The organism is Sphaerospermopsis kisseleviana CS-549 (assembly GCF_028329225.1).
GTDB lineage: Bacteria > Cyanobacteriota > Cyanobacteriia > Cyanobacteriales > Nostocaceae > Sphaerospermopsis > Sphaerospermopsis kisseleviana.
Genome location: NZ_JAQMTI010000110.1, coordinates 1 through 18,849, shown reverse-complemented (window position 1 = coordinate 18,849; position 18,849 = coordinate 1). Strand labels below are relative to the sequence as shown.

Genomic DNA, 18,849 nt, shown 5'->3' with positions numbered 1-18,849 from the left:
TCACCCATCACCCATCACCCATAACTATTACAATTCAATTGCTGTTTGTACTTGTAAGTTGGTTAAACCTGCAACTTTTTTACTATCTTCGGGAGTGAGTTTAATTTTAACTTCAATAACTCGACTGTCTAAATTTTCCCCTGGTTGGTTACTAAACACATTTTGACGATTGACTTGTAAACCAATTTGGGCAACTTCTCCGAGCAGTTCACCTGTAAATGTAGGACTAGTAATTACAGCTTTTTGTCCAATCTTTATCTTACTAATATCAGTTTGATAAACTTCTGCTACTGCTAACATTTGTTCTGTTTGTGCAAAGTCAGCAATACCAGATTCACTTATTTTCTCACCGACACGGGTATGAATTTTGAGAATTTTTCCTGTCATCGGAGCGCGAATAAATGCTGCTTGGAGTTCGGTTTGGGCGCGTTTAAGATCAGCGATCGCACTTTCTACTTCTGTTTGTGCTAAGTTCACATCTACAGGACGAACTTCGGCAATACTGTTAAGTGTAGCTTTGGCTTCGCTAATTTGTTTATTGCTAGTAGTGTTAATTCTATTTAATGCTACTTTTGCTTCTGCTAATTGTTTGGTTGCTGTAGAATTTATACGTTCAATAACTGCTTTTGCTTCACTTAATTTTTGTTTGGCAGTTTCCACATTTAACCGTTTACTATCAATTAAAGAATTAGAAATTGCACCCTCTGAATATAACTGTTGATAACGTTGATATTCTGATTCTGCATTATTTAATTCTGCGGTTAATTTATTAATAGTTGCTTGTTGGGCAATTCTATCACCTTGCCATTGAGCTTCTATTCTGGCAATATTTTGTTTTTGGGCGTTTTTATCACCTTCATACTGGGCTTTTATTCTTTCAAGATTAGCTTTTTGTGCTTGAATTTCTCCAGTTTTAGCTCCAGCTTTTATTTGCTCAAGTTTGGCTTGGGCAACTCTCACTTGTTTCTCAGCTTGTTGGACAGCATTTTCTAAGGTATAACGGGATGTTAAAATCGCTATTACCTCTCCTGCTTTAACTATATCACCTTCTTTAAAGATGATTTTTTCTACTCTATCTCCATCTAATGCTAAAGGTGCAGATAGCTTAATTACTTCTGTTTCTGGTTCTAATCTTCCTAAAGTTGTCACCTTACTAGAAATAGCAGCAGTTTCTGTTAATTCTCCAGTGGCGGCATTGCCAATTTTACTAAAATTAGAAATACCGTAAATTACAATTCCCGCAGTTATAGCTGTGGCTGCTAAAACCAAAACAATTAACCCTTGTTTTCCTGGTTTCAATAATAATTTATAACTCATTTTTTTGACTCCCCACAATAAAAAAATCTGCGTTTATCTGCGTCTATCTGCGTTCAATTAATGATATTTACTTTTTCTTTGTCTGTAAATAAGCTGTTAACATTTCCCCTAAAAGTTGGCATTGTTCCAGGAAATCAATTGTTTCATCACCCCATAATTTTTCCAGAATTACACCGTTGACAAAACTCAATACAAATGATGCTAAAACTTGATCTTCAATACCCAAAAATTCACAAGCTGCTTGTTGATATCTTTTGTTAGCACGTTTAAAAACTTTGCTATTATTCAGCATGGTTTTTGAGTCTTGATTTTGACAAAAATCAACCCAAACATAGGTCCATTTAATTAGGTAATCTTCATTGTTGACAAGATAATTACCCAAAGCTGTCATCATTTCTGAAATGTTGTTTTTCCCTCCTAATTCTGCTAAAGCTGCAATCACATCTTGCTGACTAATTTCTTCTACCAGTTGCTCAAATAAAGCTTGTTTACTGGGGAAGTAATGATAAAGAGTACCCGTGGAAACCCCTAAACCGTTAGCAATTTGCCGCATGGTGATAGCGCCATATCCTTTATCGGCAAATAAGTCAAAACACTTGCCGAGTAATTCTTTGCGGTATTGTTCATGATCCACAATTTTCGGCATATTTGATGTTTTGTTGTTTTTTATATCGAACGGTCGTTATTTTAAGGTAATATCAGAGATAGAATTTTGTCAAGGTGTCAGCTTTTAACAAACCGCTATCCGGTTTCCCGAATTTTCAAGTTGGGTAGGTCTTGTATAGTGAAATCAGGTGAGTTGCTATAATCTTAACAGATTTTATAAATTTTTTGGAAAAATTTACATTTGTAGGTGTATCTCACTAAATACCGATGGTGATTAATAGCAGCTAAAAAGTTGACAATGCTGGAATTGGGCAACAAAATCTGCCAAAAAAATATCTACATTAGTAACAACTCTAAATATCCTTTCAGATAAAGAAATGCAAAACCAACCTCAAGACAAAGATAATCTGTTAACCAAAAGCCATGATCATGCGCCTTGGAAAAAAGCAGCGGCTTCTTTATCCTTGGTGTTGCTGGGATCAGGGATGACTTTTGCAGGAGGCTATTTAGCAAATAACCAACAGCAAGTGGCTGAAACTGCATCTAAACTAGCTGTACAAAGTGTAAACGCAGCGCCGCCATTACCAGGAAACACAGATCCGAATTTTGTGACTCAGGTTGTACAGAGAGTAGGACCTGCGGTGGTGCGAATTAATTCTTCCCGCACTGTGCAAAGCAGGATACCGGAAGAATTTAATGATCCGTTTTTCCGGCAGTTTTTTGGGTCAAGATTACCGCAAGGAGGAAACCGGGTAGAAAGAGGTGCGGGTTCAGGTTTCATCATAAGTGCGGATGGTCGTATTCTTACCAATGCTCATGTGGTTGAAGGTGCGGATAGGGTGACAGTCACTTTAAAGGATGGACGCACTTTTCAAGGTAAAGTAGTAGGAAAAGATGAATTAACTGATGTGGCAGTGGTAAAGATTGAAGCGAATAATTTACCGACGGTGACTTTGGGTAATTCTGATCAGTTACAACCGGGACAATGGGCGATCGCTATTGGTAATCCCTTGGGTTTAGATAATACTGTAACTACAGGTATTATTAGCGCCACAGGACGTTCTAGCAACCAAGTAGGTGTTCCTGATAAACGAGTAGAATTTATTCAAACCGACGCAGCAATTAACCCTGGTAACTCTGGCGGTCCATTGCTAAATGCTCGTGGAGAAGTGATTGGTATGAATACAGCAATCATTCAGGGAGCGCAAGGTTTAGGATTTTCAATTCCTATTAATACAGCAAAACGAATTTCTGATCAATTAATCACTACAGGTAAAGCGCAACATCCATATTTAGGCATTCAGATGGTAGGGATCACACCTGAGTTAAGGCAACGGATTAATTCAGATCCCAACAGTGGTTTAACTGTGAATGAAAATCAAGGAGTATTAATAGTTAGAGTCATGCCCGACTCACCTGCAGCGAAAGCTGGAATACGTGCTGGGGATGTGATTCAAAGGCTAAACGGTGAAGCAGTAACAGAAGCATCTGCTGTACAGAAAGCGGTAGAAAAAGCACAAGTGGGAGGGAATTTACGCTTAGATTTACGTCGCAATGGACAAAGTATTAATATCGCTGTTAGACCTGGAACTTTTCCCACAAATCTCCAATAATTAGAGTGGGCAGGAAGCAGGAGTTATTTATTTTGGATTTTGGATTTTGGATTTTGGATTGTTTTTGTTATCTCCAATCTCAGAGGATGTTGGAAAAGTATCAAAATTCATGGAGATACACCCAACCACCCTTACAAAGCAGGGCGTTTTCATTCTCTAAATTTGCGATCGCTAGAACCTTTTGACCATCAATATTTGGGCTTGTTTTTCATATTAATTAATCAAAAATTAGAAAAAAAAGCCTCTATTGACCTGTGGAAAAGGGTTTTGGGGAAATGATTTTGCAATTTACCCCCGACTTGGAAAATGCCCTGCTTTTTCAGGGGGATAATGGGGAATCTGCGGGTGTCAAATCCCACACGAAAAAGTTTTCAAACAACCTCTAAAATCTAAAATCTAAAATTATTTTGCCTCTTGTCTTTTGCCTTCTGTTACCTGTTACCTGTTCCCTGTTACCTGTTACCTTTCCAAACAGATATGATAACTATTCAAAGAGAGGTGATATAGTAGGAAAAGCTAAGAGCAAAAATAGCTAAAAGCACAGGAATTATAGTATTAGATTCCAGTTGGCGATTTTTGAGGATTTTGAAGCAAGATATGGGAATAATTACCGGCCAGAAAATGGTAGTGATTACAAACATAACAAAGGATAAAAATTTATCCTCTGGTGTATATGTAGGGTGAAGAAGGGAAAACTTTAACCAATTGGTAAAAAAATAGCAAGTCATTAGTAGGTAACTAATCACTAATGTTAATTGGATCTGGGTCACTATTTGCACTCCTAAATAATTTTTTGGTTCTGATTACTTCCTCTCATACATTTTGCGCCAAGTCTTTCACAATGGACAATTATCAATTGATAAGGTAGTTAGGATAGCAATTATACATATAAATGTTAATCAGCTATTCCTTTTTTGGTATAGCACAGGTCTAAAAAAGTGGCAAATAAAATGCAGCATCAGCTACATCCTCATTAGATGTACTAGAACCAGTTAATTTGGAACAGACAAAATAGCTGGGAAAATGCTGACCTCAAAATTCAGGAGTGAAGAGTCAGTAGTTAAAGTAATTAAATGGGAATTTAAAGTTGGGAAGTAGACGAAGACCGATAAGTATAACCGACTTGAGAATCTTTTTGAATGTACTGTTTAATACTGTCGAAATCAATGAAATAATCAGCCACATCAATCAGGCTATCACTGGTCATGCTTTGTAGGCCAATTACTTCTACTCTAGATCCCAAGCTGGTAACTGCATTGACAGCATAGGCTAAATCTCCATCTCCACTGACTAACACAGCAGTATCGTAGTAGGGAGCTAGAGTAATCATATCCACAGCAATTTCCACATTGAGATTGGGTTTTTTACCATTCTCGGAAACTGCAAGTATATCTTTGGTGACTACACGATAGCCATTGCGACGCATCCACAACAGAAACCCCTGTTGCTTTTCTTTGCTGGCATCAACACCAGTATAAAAGAAAGCCCGTAAAAGCCTAGAGGTTTGAGTTAAACGACAAAGTAATTTAACATAGTCAATTTCAATGCCTAGTTGCAAGGCACAGTGAAATAAGCTTAAACCATCAATAAAAATGGCTACTCTACCGCGATTAAGATCATCACCAATGCTCATATCGTTAATAGCCTCTTGTGGCTTGATATCTCGACCTTTGACAGTTGTTTTGATTGCAGTTGGTCCTTGCCAATGTGGTTTTTCTTTAAGTTCTTTATATTCGTTTGTTTTTTTGTGAAGATTAGTAAAATTCATTGATGCCTCAAGATTTTAAATTGGGATGTCTTTGATAAATTGCTATTATCTAGTATAGTCGCTGCTAAGTTCATAACCTTTGTAGTAAACTTAGCAAGAAACTCTCTCAAGAGAAGATTTGCAAATAAACTTAACTTACAGCAGAATTCATGAGTCAGTAGAGAAGTTTGGGCGGAATGTCTGTGCAGTAAGTAGTCAGGAGTAAACCAGGCTTGATACTGGATTTTGAAGGGAAATTTTCTAAAATTCTGTAGTTCATTTACCTGCACTGGTGTATTTGGACTTATGGCTGATATTGAAGTGATAACCCAGAATTTGGGAGTATTTCAAGATCCCTGTTGGCACAGGGACAAATATTAAAAAAATATTAAAAAAATATTAAAAAATTGTGATCATTTCAGGTGGAAGTTACTTTTGTATTTTCGGTGTTTGCTATGGTAGGAGGCGTGAGGCCTTGTATGGTGAGAACAGAGCAATAAGCATGATGTAAAACGTAGTTGCTGACGCTGCCTAATAAAACTTCACTAATGCCAGTACGTCCCCTGCGACCGACTATAATTAAGTCAGCTGGCCAACTTAAAGCTAATTCACAGATCACTCGGCCTGCATCACCTACTGTTTGGGTAAATTCAGTTTTGACACCTGCCTTAATTGCCGTTTGAGTTAGCGATCGCATCCAATCTAGTCTATCTTGTTTTAGTTTATCCCAAGCTTGCATATATTGATTAATAGTTTCAGTATGCAAGGTAGGATAAATTGTTTCTGGTTGCAAAAATATGGGATTGATGTAAGGATCTTCTAAGGGGGATAGAACGTGAAGCAACATCATTTCTGCCTCACTTACCTGAGCCAAAAATAGAGCTTGATCAAAAATATACTGACTTCTTTCTGAGTTGTCGAGAGCAACTAAAATTTTGTGAAACATAGTTAGTCTTCCTTGGGGAGTATTTTAAATCTATACCTATTGTGGTTTTTATCTGATATAACTTCGGCTATATTGGCCATGTTAATCAATTTTTGGGAAATATGCAGGAATAAATAATAAATCATCAACTCGCTGAGTATCAATATTGTATTGTAAACTTGTTGGTTGTAAGAATTCAGGAGTCAGGAGTCAGGAGTCAGGAGTCAGGAGTCAGGAGCCAGGAGTCAGGATCAGAATTTTTAAATCAGGAATTAGGAATGAACTGATTCGAGATTTTATAAGAAAATAGGCTGTATCTTTAACAGTGCAACAAGGATCACAAATTTAAAAGTTTTCTGTCTGTTACGGAGATTTACAAAAATCATAGGTAATAGTTAGGGGAAAAGATTGATTACCAATCACCAATTATCAGTTACCCATGCAAAATCCTTGCAGCTAAAATCAGAAATCCAAAATCAGTATCAGGAGGTGATGGTGATGGTGTTAAGATTTCGCAACCGTAAAGAAGCAGGAAAAATGTTAGCGCAAAATTTGACCGCTTATGCTAACGAAGAAAACTTGTTGGTGTTAGCTTTACCGCGTGGGGGTGTGCCAGTGGCGTTTGAAGTAGCGAAAGCTTTAAATGCACCTTTAGATGTTTGTATAGTGAGAAAATTGGGTGTACCTGGTCATAAAGAATTGGCAATGGGGGCGATCGCTTCTGGGGGAATAGGGGTACTAAATTCTGATGTGATAAATACGTTGGGAATAGATAAAGAAGCGATTCAGGCAGTTGCGGCTGAGGAGTTGCAAGAATTACAGCGGCGCGATCGCACTTATCGCGGGGATGCTCCACCTCTAAACGTCGAAAATAAAACTGTGATTTTGATAGATGACGGTATTGCTACTGGTTCAACTATGCGTGCTGCTATTGCGATTCTTCAACAACAACAACCTCAAAAAATAGTTGTTGCTATACCAGTTGCACCGGCAAGCACTTATAAAGAATTGCAGTCAGAAGTAGATGAAATAGTGTGTTTGCAAATTCCAGAAATCCTCTCTGCGATTGGATTATGGTATGAAGACTTTGCCCAAACTACTGATGAGGAAGTGAAAGAAATTTTAGATTTGAGATTTTAGATTTTAGATTTTACCAATCACCAATCACCAATCACCAATCACCAATCACTTAAAAGGTTAAACCAATGAAAGCTCAAGAATCTGGGAATGTTTTAGAGCAAATAGTTACTATTGAGGTAGGACTACTAAGACTCAAAGGAGAATTAGTTGTACCGCCAGAAGCTCAGGGAATTGTTGTATTTGCTCATTGTAGTGGCAGTAGTCGCTATAGTAGCCGCAATCATTATTTAGCTCATTTGTTGCGTCAGCAGGAAGGATTGGCAACTATATTAATAGATTTATTGACGGAAGAAGAAGATGCAATTGATCAGCGTACTCAACATTTACGTTATGATATTAGTTTTCTGGCTTCGCGGTTAATTACCGTCACAGACTGGTTGTTTGAAAATACCCTGACTCGTGATTTAAAAGTTGGTTACTTTGGTGTAAATAGAGGTAGTGGGGCAGCATTTTTAGCTGCATTAGCTCGTCCGATGAATGTGGGGGCGATTGTTTGCCGTAGTGGTTATACTGATTTGGTAATTGAAAGTCTTGGTTATGTACAAACTCCAACTTTGTTGATTGTTGGTGGTAATGATTGTGCGATAATTGCTATGAATGAGGATGCAATAGTAGAAATTCCCACTCAGCATAAACAATTAGAAATTATTCCTGAAGCTAGTCACAAGTTTAGCGAACCTGGTGCTATGGAGGAAGTAGGAAGATTAGCGAGTCAATGGTTTAAATATTATCTTTCACCTGTTGAGGAAAAGGAATTGCATTTGCACGCAATGTCGTTATTAATTGATAATTGACAATTGATAATTGATAATTGTTTCATTCAATGTTAAAAACCTCCCCTAAGTTCATTCCTCAATTAAATTCAATTATTTCACTTAGTCTCTGATTGAAAACACTTATAGTTAAGATTCAGCTAAGGAAATAAGAGTAAATCAATAGTTGATATAATTAATTGTTTTAATTTTCCAAATTCCAACCCAAGGCAGATGCTACTTGACCGGCTAATTCTAGAGGATTAAATGGTTTGGCGATCGCACTTTTCATACCTAACTGAGCATAGCGACGACGATCAGCGGCTTGAATTTTGGCAGTTAACAAAATCACAGGAATTTCTTTTGTATTTGGATTTGCTTGTAAATTTGCAAAAGCAGCAATTCCATCCATATCTGGCATCATGACATCTAGTAAAATAGCATCTGGTTGATGATTTTCTGCTTGTACTATTCCCTCTTTCCCAGAACTAGCTGTCAGCACTTCCCAACCTGCAACAGTTTCTAAACAAATTTTGGCTACTTCTTGAATATACTGCTCATTATCAACTACTAAAATTCGCTTTTTGTTCATAATTTCTATCCCCTGATAAATTTTGGATTTTAGATTTTAGATTTTAGATTTTAGATTTTAGATTGGGAATGTGAGATACTGATGTTGATTGTAACATCATTTTCCCGATCTGACTCTTGACTAATGATTATGGGTAATTCTTTGTAGCAGATCCATCACCCGTTGTTCAAATTCTTGGGTAGTAACTCTTCCTTTAGTCAAAAATTCTGTATGTCCTAATTTTAGTCGATGGCGTTCCGAATCATCCAAATCCTTAGCAGAATAAACAACTACGGGAATACTAAAAAGTTGATTATGTTGTTTTAACCAATCTACAACTGTAAAACCATCACTCTCTGGCAAGATTAAATCAAGAATTAGTAAATCAGGATTTACCTTTTGACTGAGATGAATAGCTTCTCTACCAGTTTTAGCCAGGAAAGTTTCAATATCATGTCTAGCAAACAAAGTTGCTAATAAATCTGCCAAATCATGATCATCTTCAACAATTAAAATCTTAACTTTGCGAGAAGGTTCAGATACAACTTTTCTCAAGGAATTTAACAGGGAATTTTCCTCTACTGGCTTGCTTAACCAATCAACAAAATTAGCACTGGGTTGATTATTTTTATTGGGTTTGTAGACACTACAAATCACAATTGGTATATCCTGAGTATCTGGACGTTTCTTTAATAGTGCCATTGTTTCCCAGCCATTCATACCGGGCATGACTAAGTCTAATACAATGATATCGGGATGTTGAGCAACGGCTTGAGCGATCGCCTCTTCACCACTATCTACTGTAATTACCCGATATCCCCCTTGTTCCAATAAGTTTTTTAATTCACTACGAATTACCGCATCATCATCACAAACTAAAACCAAAGGAGAATGCTGATTATTAATAATAATTTCTTCAGTTTCTTCAGTGGCTAAATTTTCTAATTCAAGTGTTTGATCAATCTGGCAAATTGGCAGTGTAAAATAAAAACTACTACCTTTGTTTAACAAACTTTTTACCCAGATTTGTCCGCCGTGCTGCTGTACAATACTCTTACAAATCGCTAACCCTAAACCAGTACCATCGTGGTTGCGTGAATCTGAAGAATCAACTTGTTGAAATCGTTCAAAAATACTATCTAACTTATCAGATGGTATTCCCCGTCCAGTATCTGTAACTGTCACCAGCACCTCATTTTCTTTTAATTCTGTCAGCAAGGAAACTGTAGCCCCAGATGTGGAAAATTTAATCGCATTACTCAACAAATTTGTTAAAGTTTGAATAATCCGATCAGGATCAGCCCAGAGTTTTACAGATACACTAGAAATAGATAATTTTACCCCAGCTTTATTGGCTAGAGGCTGCATAATATTCACAGCCGAGTTAATTAAATCTTCTAAATTACAAGTTTCCCGTTCCATTTTGACTTTACCCGACTCGATGCGCTCAATGTCGAGAATGTCATTAATTAATCTTACTAAACGCTCGGTGCTATCAGTGGCTATTTGCAACAAGCGTTTACCCTGTTCTGAATCTGTTGGTAATAAACCACTAGCTAACATTCCTAAAGATCCGTGAATTGATGTTAGGGGAGTACGCAATTCATGACTAACAACAGAGACAAATTCATCTTTCATTTTTTCCACTTGTCTACGTTCAGTTATATCTCGCAATATTACTGTGTAAACACATTCTTCACCCACTTCTAATTTAGAAATAGAAGCTTCTGCGGGAAATTCAGTACCATCTTTGCGGCAACCAAATATTTCTCTTCTTTCTCCCATTCTGCGAGCAGAACCTGAAGATTTACCAAAATCAAATACATGATGGCGATGTTGTTCAGCAAAGCGCATAGGTAAGAGTAAATCTAGTTTTTCTCCTAGCACTTCTTGAGCAGAGTAGCCAAAAATCTTTTCTGCACCTTGATTAAATAAAGTAATTTTTTGATTACTATCAATAGAAATAATGGCATCATCAGCTATACTTAAAATGCCTTCAAATCGAGTTTGAGAAATTCGCAGAGCTTCCTGTGTCCGTCGTCTTTCATCGAGTTGTGATTGTAATTGGTGATTAACAGTAATTAACTCGGCTGTACGTTCTGCTACTCTTAATTCTAGTTCGTCTTTAGCTTTGTGCAGTGCTAATTCTGTTTGCTTGCGTTGAGTAATATCACGAGCAAATATTTGGGCTGCTGATTGACCTTGGTAGGTGAGAGAAGCAACCACTATTTCTACATGAATTTTCCTACCGTCTAATCTGACAAACTTAACTTCATGCAGGGAAATTGATTGTTTATTGATTTGGATATTTTGCAGTTCTTTGTTCATTTCCCTTTGAAAATCGGGATGTACAAAGTCAATAAATTTCTTACCTAATAATTCTGCTGTTGATGTAACACCAAAAAGTTTCACTGTGGCACTGTTGACAAAGACAAATTTATCTGCACTGACAATCAAAATTGCTTCTGGATAAACTTCGACTAAATTGTGATAACTTTCCTGAATAAATCTACTTTGATTTTCTAGGTTATTAACTTGCTTGTTTCGATTTTGCGCCATTCTTCTTAACAGTTTCACCCGTTCTAATCTGTTAATAATGCGGTTAACTAGCTCCGATTCTATGATGGGTTTGCTGACAAAATCATCAGCACCTGCGCTAAAAACTTGATTTACTATTTCGACATCGTTATGGACAGTAAGAAATAAAATTGGTAGTTCACTACCTTGGGGATCATTGCGAATCATTTGACATAATTCAATCCCATTTGTACCAGGCATTTCTATATCTAAAATTAGCATATCTGGCTGGACGCTTTGCCAAGTTTGCCAAAAATGCAGGGGATAATTAAGTGGAATAATTTCCATTCCCCAAGGTGTAAGTAATGTTTGTAATAATGCTAAAATTTGTGGGTCATCATCTACGACTAATATTTTGGCTTTAGTGGTTGTTTGGTCTAATGGTTGTGGTAAATTTAAAGAATGTTTATGGTTATTATTATGGCAGGGTAGATTTTCCTGATTTTTGCTATCAATTTCTTGACGGAGTAATTTAACCCAATTTTTGAGATTGGTTGTATCACTTGTAGTTAGGGTTTTACCAGATTTGAGTAATTTCTCAATTTTTCTCGCTAATTCTGAACCATTAGGTAAACCAAAAGTGCCTAAAGATCCTGCTAAAGTGTGGGCTTCTTTAATAGCCTGTGATAGCGCAAGTGATGAATTTTCAGTTTGCACTTCTGAGTTTAAGCTTGAGTTTAAGCTTGAATTTAAGCTTGAATTTAAGCTTGAATTTACAATTTGTTGTACTGCCCGTTCTATGATAGTAACTTGTTCCTCTACCCGTCCACGAAATCGCTGCCAAATTGCCCCAATAGCTGTCAGAGTTTGCTGAGATTTTAAATTGCTTTTCTCATCCTTTAATACCCCTGTTTCTCCTGTTTCTTTCGTCTTTTTATTTCCCCTGTTTCCTAATTGCTCTCCTTCATCTTCCTGGGGTTTAAGACGATAACCAATACCATATACTGTTTCTACTAAATCGTGAGGCGCTCCCACTGATTTTAGCTTCATACGTAAACCTTTAATGTGGGTGCGAACGGCTTCTTCTCCCGGTGTGTCTTCATAGGACCAAAGATGCTCTAAAATCATGCCACAGCTAAAGACTCGGCGATTATTTCGCATCAAGAGTTCTAACAAAGCATACTCTTTTGGTGTGAGTGAGAGGAGATTTTGCTGATATGTTACTTCACAGCTACTGGGATCTAATCGTAAATTTCCCCACTCTAATACAGGTTGCGAGGCGATGCTTCCCCGTCTTAATAATGCCCTAACACGAGCTATAAGTTCTTCTTGATTGAAAGGTTTAACTACATAATCATCAGCACCTGCATCTAAGCCAATGGCTTTATCGTGAGAGCTATCACATCCTGTTAATAATAAAATCGGTACTTGCCGACCACTAGAGCGGATTTTCTTACATAAACTAATACCATCCATTTTGGGTAGTATAACATCTAAAAGAATTAAATCATAGTCGTAAGTTTCGACTAAATCCCAGCCTGCATCACCATCATTGGCCACTTCTACTGCATAATTTTGCTCAGTGAGAAAGGTGGTAAGTGCATAGGCATTTAACTGGTCATCCTCGATCACTAAAATCTTCATATTAAAAGCTTCCCTAATCTAGTAGCTTTAAAAGCTGGTAATAGTGGAAAACAACTTAATATTAAATTATGTTTTCCTAGATATAATTTAAACAAGTTTAACTCTATACATTAAATAGTAACATAGTAACATTGATGTAGAAATATAAATTTATATCAAGCTGAAAATATATATTCTGTAATAATTCGGTGGTAACAAGTCAGAATAATTGATAAATCAGTAGATGATGAAATATAAATTAAATATAAATTAAATATAAATTAAATATAAATTAAATATAAATTAAATATAGCGTGGCGTTAGCCATACGGTACAGAATCTAAATTAAAACCTATACACAAAGCCAGTTTTACTCCTGACTCCTGCTGTAATTAACCAATTTCTCAGATGAATACTGACTGAATTACCAATAATCTATCCTCACAAGTTCCTCAAATTGTTTGCCTATAAGCATAAGTGTAAACCAAGTCACAGGGCAGGTGTGAAAAATTAACGAATTGTGAAGATTAGTGTCAAGAAATCCAAATGAAATAAACATATTTTGACTAACCAAGAATCTAGAAAGCAGAAAGAGCTATTTTCAATAATTGGCGAGCTAAGATGGGGGTAGCGATGTTTAACAAAATTTTAGTTGCATTGGATCGCTCGGACATGGGAAAACAAGTTTTTGAACAAGCCGTGTCTTTAACAAGGTTAACATCAGCCAAATTAATGCTATTGCACGTTATATCACCTGATGAAGACGGTATTCATGATGTAATGGTTAATTCTCAGATGGATTACTATCCAGGCTGGGGTGATGACAGCATCAAAAGGTACTTGCAAAAGCTGGAAGTGCATAAAGACGAGGGTTTGGAAATGTTACAAAAATTCTGCGCCCAAGCAAATTCTGAGAACATTAATACTGAATTTTCGCAAAATGTTGGTAGTCCGGGTAAAGTAATTTGTAACTTTGCCAAAGAATGGAATGCGGATTTGATTGTGATTGGACGACGTGGACTTTCTGGAATCACCGAATTTTTAATCGGTAGTGTTAGTAATTATGTTTTACATCATGCACCTTGTTCTGTGTATATTATACATTTTGAGGGAATAGGGAATAGGGAATAGGGAATAGGTGACAGGTGACAGGTGACTGGGGACTGGGGAAAAAATTTTAGATTTTAGGTTGAAGTTAATGAAATACAATCCAAAATCCAAAATCCAAAATTGAATCACCAATTACCAAATATCAATTACCCAATATCAATTATCAATGATTATGAAAACTACAGATTCACCTCCTAAGAATCATCCGAGTGGAGATAAACGTTTGAAAATGTTGGACGCAACTATCAAACGGCATCAATATCAACAAGATGCACTGATTGAAATTCTCCATCGGGCTTCAGAATTATTCGGTTATTTAGAACTAGATTTATTGTTGTACATTGCCCACCAATTAAAATTACCACCTAGTCGGGTTTATGGGGTAGCAACTTTCTATCATTTATTTTCCCTTGCGCCCAAAGGTAAACATAATTGTGTAGTTTGTACAGGTACTGCTTGTTATGTAAAAGGCGCACAAGCAATTTTAACAAGTTTAGAAAATACCACCAAAATTAAAGCTGGAGATACAACACCTGATGGGGAAATTTCCCTGTTAACTGCAAGATGTTTAGGTGCTTGTGGTATTGCACCGGCGGTAGTTTTTGATGGTGCTGTTTTAGGAAATCAAACTTCAGAAACAGTTTGTGAAAAAGTGGGAGAATGGCAGAATGGAACTAAATGAATTATTAGAAATTGCCAGAATAGAACGTTCTCAGGCGAAACCTGTACAGATTCGTTGTTGTACTGCTGCGGGTTGTTTGTCTTCTGGTTCTCAAATGGTGAAAGATAACTTAGAAAAATCTGTAAAAGCTGCGTGTTTAGAGGATGAAATTCATGTTTCTGGTGTGGGTTGTATGCGGCTTTGTTGTCAAGGTCCTTTAGTTCAGGTGGATCAAGAAAACAACAAAGAAACGAAACTTTATGAACAAGTTACCCCAGAGGATGCAGCAAAAGTGATTGAGGCTATGCAGGGTAAAGAAACAGATTTAAAAGAGCAAGATTTGAGCCAACCATTTTTTACTAAACAATTACCCATTGTGTTAGAAAATAGTGGTAAAGTTGACCCGGATAGGATTCAATCTTACATTGTGGAAAATGGTTATCAAGCCCTTTACCAAGTGCTAAGAGAAATGAAACCTACTGAAGTAGTAGAAACTATTACTAAAAGTGGGTTAAGAGGAAGGGGAGGTGCTGGTTATCCCACAGGTTTAAAATGGGCGACAGTGGCAAAATCTCAAGGTGAGAAAAAGTTTGTTATTTGCAACGCGGATGAAGGTGATCCCGGTGCATTTATGGACAGGAGTGTATTAGAAAGTGATCCTCATCGAGTATTAGAAGGAATGGCGATCGCTGCTTATGCTGTGGGGGCAAGTCAAGGTTATATTTATGTGAGGGCAGAATATCCCACCGCTATTAAAAGATTAGAAACTGCTATTCGCCAAGCCCAAAGATTAGGACTTTTAGGGTCACAAATATTTGAATCACCCTTTGATTTTAAAATAGAAATTCGTATTGGTGCAGGTGCGTATGTTTGTGGTGAAGAAACAGCATTAATGGCTTCTATTGAAGGTAAACGTGGTGTTCCTCACCCCCGGCCACCTTATCCGGCGGAATCTGGTTTATGGGGTTATCCCACCTTAATTAATAATGTAGAAACCTTTGCGAATATTGCACCAATTATGAGAAATGGTGCGGAATGGTTTGCGAGTATTGGCACAGAAAAAAGTAAAGGGACAAAGGTTTTTGCACTAGCTGGAAAAATCCGCAATACAGGGTTAATAGAAGTACCTATGGGGACAACTTTAGAGGAAATTGTTCAAGAAATGGGTGGTGGTGTTCCTGATGGTGGTATTGCTAAAGCAGTACAAACTGGAGGACCTTCCGGGGGATGTATACCTGCGTCAAAATTTGCTACACCTGTAGATTATGAATCATTGACTGCTTTGGGATCAATGATGGGATCTGGTGGGATGATTGTCATGGATCAAACCACAAATATGGTAGATGTGGCGAGATTTTTCATGGAATTTTGTATGGATGAATCTTGTGGAAAATGTATTCCTTGTAGGGTGGGAACTGTGCAACTCCATGATTTATTAGTGAAGATTGGTGATGGTAAAGCTGCACAAGCTGATTTGCAATTATTAGAAGAATTGTGTGACATGGTGAAATATACCAGTTTATGTGGTTTAGGACAGTCTGCACCAAATCCAGTTTTTAGCACTTTGCGATATTTTCGAGATGAGTATTTAGCTTTGATAATTGATAATTGACAATTGACAATTGATAGTTACTAATTGCAAAATCTAAAATTCGTATGACAGTAAAAACATTAACAATTAACGGGCAAATGATTAGCGCCCGTGAGGATGAAACCTTACTAGAAGCAGCACAGGAAGCGGGTATACATATTCCTACACTTTGCCATTTAGAAGGTGTGGGAGATGTGGGTGCTTGTCGTTTGTGTTTGGTAGAAATTGCTGGTATGAATAGACTTTTACCAGCTTGTGTTACCAAAGTTTCTGAAGGAATGGAGGTGAATACAAATAGCGATCGCCTCCAAAAATACCGCCGGACAATTATCGAAATGTTATTTGCCGAAGGTAATCATATTTGTTCTGTTTGTGTTGCTAATGGCAATTGTGAATTACAAGATTTAGCCATAGAAATGGGCATGGATCATGTACGTTTAGAATATCAAAATCCTAAACGTTCTGTTGATACTTCTCATGATAGATTTGGCATAGATCATAATCGTTGTGTGCTTTGTACTCGCTGTGTTCGTGTGTGTGATGAAATTGAAGGCGCACATACTTGGGACATGGCAGGTAGAGGATCAAAATCTCACGTAATTACTGATTTAAATCAGCCTTGGGGAACTTCTCAAACTTGTACTTCTTGTGGTAAGTGTGTAAATGCCTGTCCTACAGGTGCGCTGTTCTATCAAGGTTCTAGTGTGGGAGAAATGGTACATGATCGAGGCAAAATTGAATTTTTAGTCACTGCCAGAGAGAAAAAACAATGGAATGTTTAGAAGGTTGGGTATCGGGGAATATTTCCTACCAATTACCAGGAGGTAAAACCAATGTTAAACCGTATTGGCAACATCTTTTTACGGTTGCTATTCCTGGGGATATTGACAACATTGATATTCCTGGGTTTAGGAAGTTTCACCTTCCAGACTGCAATTGCTGTTGTTACGCAAATAGAAGAAACTCCAGGAGAAGTTCTTTATCGCTCACAAACAAAATTAGATGATCACTTAGGTAAAGTTTGGCAAGTTGTTTTGTTTAAACAAGTTTACTCTGGGCAAACATCTAATATTAATTTGCGCTTAGTTGGTTTTCCTGGTTCTGCGGAATTAATTCACCCCCAACCGTTAAGAATTACCTCAAAAACTGGTCAAATTTGGAACGCTCCTGATATATTTTTAGATGAAGCACCAGCGCCCACAATTGGTCAATATAATTTCACTGAAATATTGCCCCAATTACCGACCGAACCTTTAAATTTGGCAATACCTTTACCTGGTGCGAAGTCTATTGATATTTCAGTTCCAATTAATGTTGTGAAAGAATGGAAAATATTACTTACAAGTAACAAATAAAAAATAAAAAGGTACAAAGATGGATAAAATAAAATTAGCAACAGTATGGTTAGGTGGATGTTCTGGATGTCATATGTCCTTTTTAGATTTGGATGAATGGTTGATAGATTTAGCTGCCCAAGTTGATGTAGTTTATAGTCCCATTGCTGATATTAAAGAATATCCCGAAGGCGTGGATGTGGTATTAGTTGAAGGGGCGATCGCTAACGAAGAACATTTAGAATTGATCCACAAAATTAGGAAACGCACCAAAACAATTATTTCCTTTGGAGATTGCGCTGTTACTGGAAATGTAACCGCTATGCGTAACCCAACAGGAAATGCAGATGTGAGTCTGCAATTAGCTTATATTGAAGGTGCAGATGTTAATCAACAAATACCCCATTCACCTGGTATTGTTCCACCCTTAATTGATAAAGTTGTACCCGTTCATTACATAGTACCAGTTGATATTTATTTACCCGGTTGTCCTCCTTCAGCCCCTCGCATTCGTGCGGCACTTGAACCATTATTAAAAGGAGAAATACCAGTAATGGAAGGACGGGAAATGATTAAATTTGGGTAATCCAATGTTCAATTTTCAATTTTCAATTTTCAATTTTCAATTTTCAATTTTCAATTTAGTCCGAGGTGAATTATGTTAAAAGCAGCAGATGTAATGACAAAAGATGTAGCAATGATTCGCGGTTCTGCTACAGCTAAAGAAGCAATTGATTTAATGAAAGCTAGAGACTGGAGGGCGTTAATTGTAGATCGTCGTCATGATCAAGATGCTTATGGAATTGTAACTGAAAGCGACATTGTTTATAAAGTCATAGCCTACGGGAAAGATACAAATAAAGTCCGTGTTTATGAGATTATGACTAAACCTTGTATTGTCGTCAATCCCGAACTAGGTTTAGAATATGTAGCCAGATTATTTGCTAATTATCGTTTACATCGTGCGCCGGTAATTAGTGGCGAATTAATAGGAATAATCTCATTAACTGACATCTTAGCTGGCAGCAGTGCTTTAGAAAAACCCCATGCAATTTTGTTAGAACAAGAATTACAAGATGAAATTAGAAAAGCTCGTCTTGTTTGTTCAGAAAAAGGAATTAATTCCCCCGAATGTGCAGCCGCTTGGGATGTGGTAGAAGAAATACAAGCGGAAATAGCCCACCAACGGGCAATGAAACCTTTAAAAACAGCTTTTGAAGAATACTGTGAGGAGTTTCCAGAAACCGAAGAAGCTAGGGTTTATGATCTCTAGGTGATTGGTGACTGGGGACTGGGGACTGGTGACTGGTGACTGGTGACTGGTGACTGGTGACTGGTGACT

Annotated in this window: 16 protein-coding genes; 10 read left to right on the top strand and 6 right to left on the bottom strand. The window is 37.2% G+C overall.

Annotated features, from left to right (window positions below):
• Positions 1–27 precede the first annotated feature (27 nt).
• Complete coding sequence (locus PN497_RS09740) at positions 28–1,317, bottom strand: ABC exporter membrane fusion protein (protein WP_096571644.1); 1,290 nt, start codon at positions 1,315–1,317, stop codon at positions 28–30.
• A 67-nt stretch (positions 1,318–1,384) separates the two neighbouring features.
• Entirely contained in the window at positions 1,385–1,963 is a 579-nt protein-coding gene (locus tag PN497_RS09735) for a TetR/AcrR family transcriptional regulator (protein WP_096571645.1), read from the bottom strand.
• A 337-nt stretch (positions 1,964–2,300) separates the two neighbouring features.
• Between PN497_RS09735 and PN497_RS09730 the strand changes: the two genes are divergently transcribed.
• The gene (locus PN497_RS09730; protein ID WP_096571646.1) at positions 2,301–3,536 is read left to right on the top strand and encodes an HhoA/HhoB/HtrA family serine endopeptidase; all 1,236 of its coding nucleotides are present in this window, start codon (positions 2,301–2,303) and stop codon (positions 3,534–3,536) included.
• Positions 3,537–4,617: 1,081 nt separating this feature from the next.
• Here the strand turns inward: PN497_RS09730 and PN497_RS09720 are convergent.
• Both PN497_RS09720 and PN497_RS09715 read right to left on the bottom strand, forming a co-directional pair.
• The gene (locus tag PN497_RS09720) at positions 4,618–5,304 is read right to left on the bottom strand and encodes a LabA-like NYN domain-containing protein (protein WP_096571648.1); all 687 of its coding nucleotides are present in this window, start codon (positions 5,302–5,304) and stop codon (positions 4,618–4,620) included.
• A 397-nt stretch (positions 5,305–5,701) separates the two neighbouring features.
• Positions 5,702–6,229 carry a universal stress protein gene (locus PN497_RS09715; RefSeq protein ID WP_096571650.1) on the bottom strand — a complete coding sequence of 176 codons (528 nt, stop codon included), beginning with the start codon at positions 6,227–6,229 and terminating at the stop codon, positions 5,702–5,704.
• A 477-nt stretch (positions 6,230–6,706) separates the two neighbouring features.
• Between PN497_RS09715 and PN497_RS09710 the strand changes: the two genes are divergently transcribed.
• On the top strand, positions 6,707–7,348 hold the full coding sequence (locus tag PN497_RS09710) for a phosphoribosyltransferase (protein WP_096572826.1): 642 nt from the start codon (positions 6,707–6,709) through the stop codon (positions 7,346–7,348).
• Positions 7,349–7,413: 65 nt separating this feature from the next.
• Positions 7,414–8,142: a dienelactone hydrolase family protein gene (locus PN497_RS09705; RefSeq protein ID WP_096571651.1), complete on the top strand. Its 729-nt coding sequence runs from the start codon at positions 7,414–7,416 to the stop codon at positions 8,140–8,142.
• 163 nt (positions 8,143–8,305) lie between these two features.
• On the opposite strand, the gene PN497_RS09700 is transcribed toward PN497_RS09705, so the two are convergent.
• Entirely contained in the window at positions 8,306–8,692 is a 387-nt protein-coding gene (locus tag PN497_RS09700; RefSeq protein WP_096571652.1) for a response regulator, read from the bottom strand.
• Positions 8,693–8,812: 120 nt separating this feature from the next.
• Positions 8,813–12,832, bottom strand: coding sequence for a response regulator (locus PN497_RS09695; protein WP_096571653.1), 4,020 nt, complete (start codon positions 12,830–12,832; stop codon positions 8,813–8,815).
• A 612-nt stretch (positions 12,833–13,444) separates the two neighbouring features.
• Here PN497_RS09695 and PN497_RS09690 point away from each other — a divergent pair.
• The 7 genes from PN497_RS09690 to PN497_RS09660 all read left to right on the top strand — a co-directional run bounded on the left by PN497_RS09690 (position 13,445) and on the right by PN497_RS09660 (position 18,780).
• A complete protein-coding gene (locus PN497_RS09690; protein WP_096572827.1) occupies positions 13,445–13,942 on the top strand; it encodes a universal stress protein in 498 nt (165 codons plus the stop codon).
• A gap of 151 nt (positions 13,943–14,093) precedes the next feature.
• On the top strand, positions 14,094–14,603 hold the full coding sequence (gene hoxE / locus PN497_RS09685; protein ID WP_096572828.1) for a bidirectional hydrogenase complex protein HoxE: 510 nt from the start codon (positions 14,094–14,096) through the stop codon (positions 14,601–14,603).
• A complete protein-coding gene (locus PN497_RS09680) occupies positions 14,590–16,194 on the top strand; it encodes a NuoF family protein (protein ID WP_096571654.1) in 1,605 nt (534 codons plus the stop codon). The genes hoxE and PN497_RS09680 overlap by 14 nt, the downstream gene beginning before the upstream one ends.
• Before the next feature lie 44 nt (positions 16,195–16,238).
• Positions 16,239–16,955, top strand: a complete 717-nt coding sequence (gene hoxU / locus PN497_RS09675) for a bidirectional hydrogenase complex protein HoxU (protein ID WP_096571655.1) — start codon at positions 16,239–16,241, stop codon at positions 16,953–16,955.
• Positions 16,956–17,006: 51 nt separating this feature from the next.
• Positions 17,007–17,528: a DUF3122 domain-containing protein gene (locus PN497_RS09670; protein WP_096571656.1), complete on the top strand. Its 522-nt coding sequence runs from the start codon at positions 17,007–17,009 to the stop codon at positions 17,526–17,528.
• A 19-nt stretch (positions 17,529–17,547) separates the two neighbouring features.
• A complete protein-coding gene (locus PN497_RS09665) occupies positions 17,548–18,093 on the top strand; it encodes an NADH-quinone oxidoreductase subunit B family protein (protein WP_096571657.1) in 546 nt (181 codons plus the stop codon).
• Between the two features lie 72 nt (positions 18,094–18,165).
• Positions 18,166–18,780 carry a CP12 domain-containing protein gene (locus PN497_RS09660; RefSeq protein WP_096571658.1) on the top strand — a complete coding sequence of 205 codons (615 nt, stop codon included), beginning with the start codon at positions 18,166–18,168 and terminating at the stop codon, positions 18,778–18,780.
• The last annotated feature ends 69 nt before the right edge of the window (positions 18,781–18,849 follow it).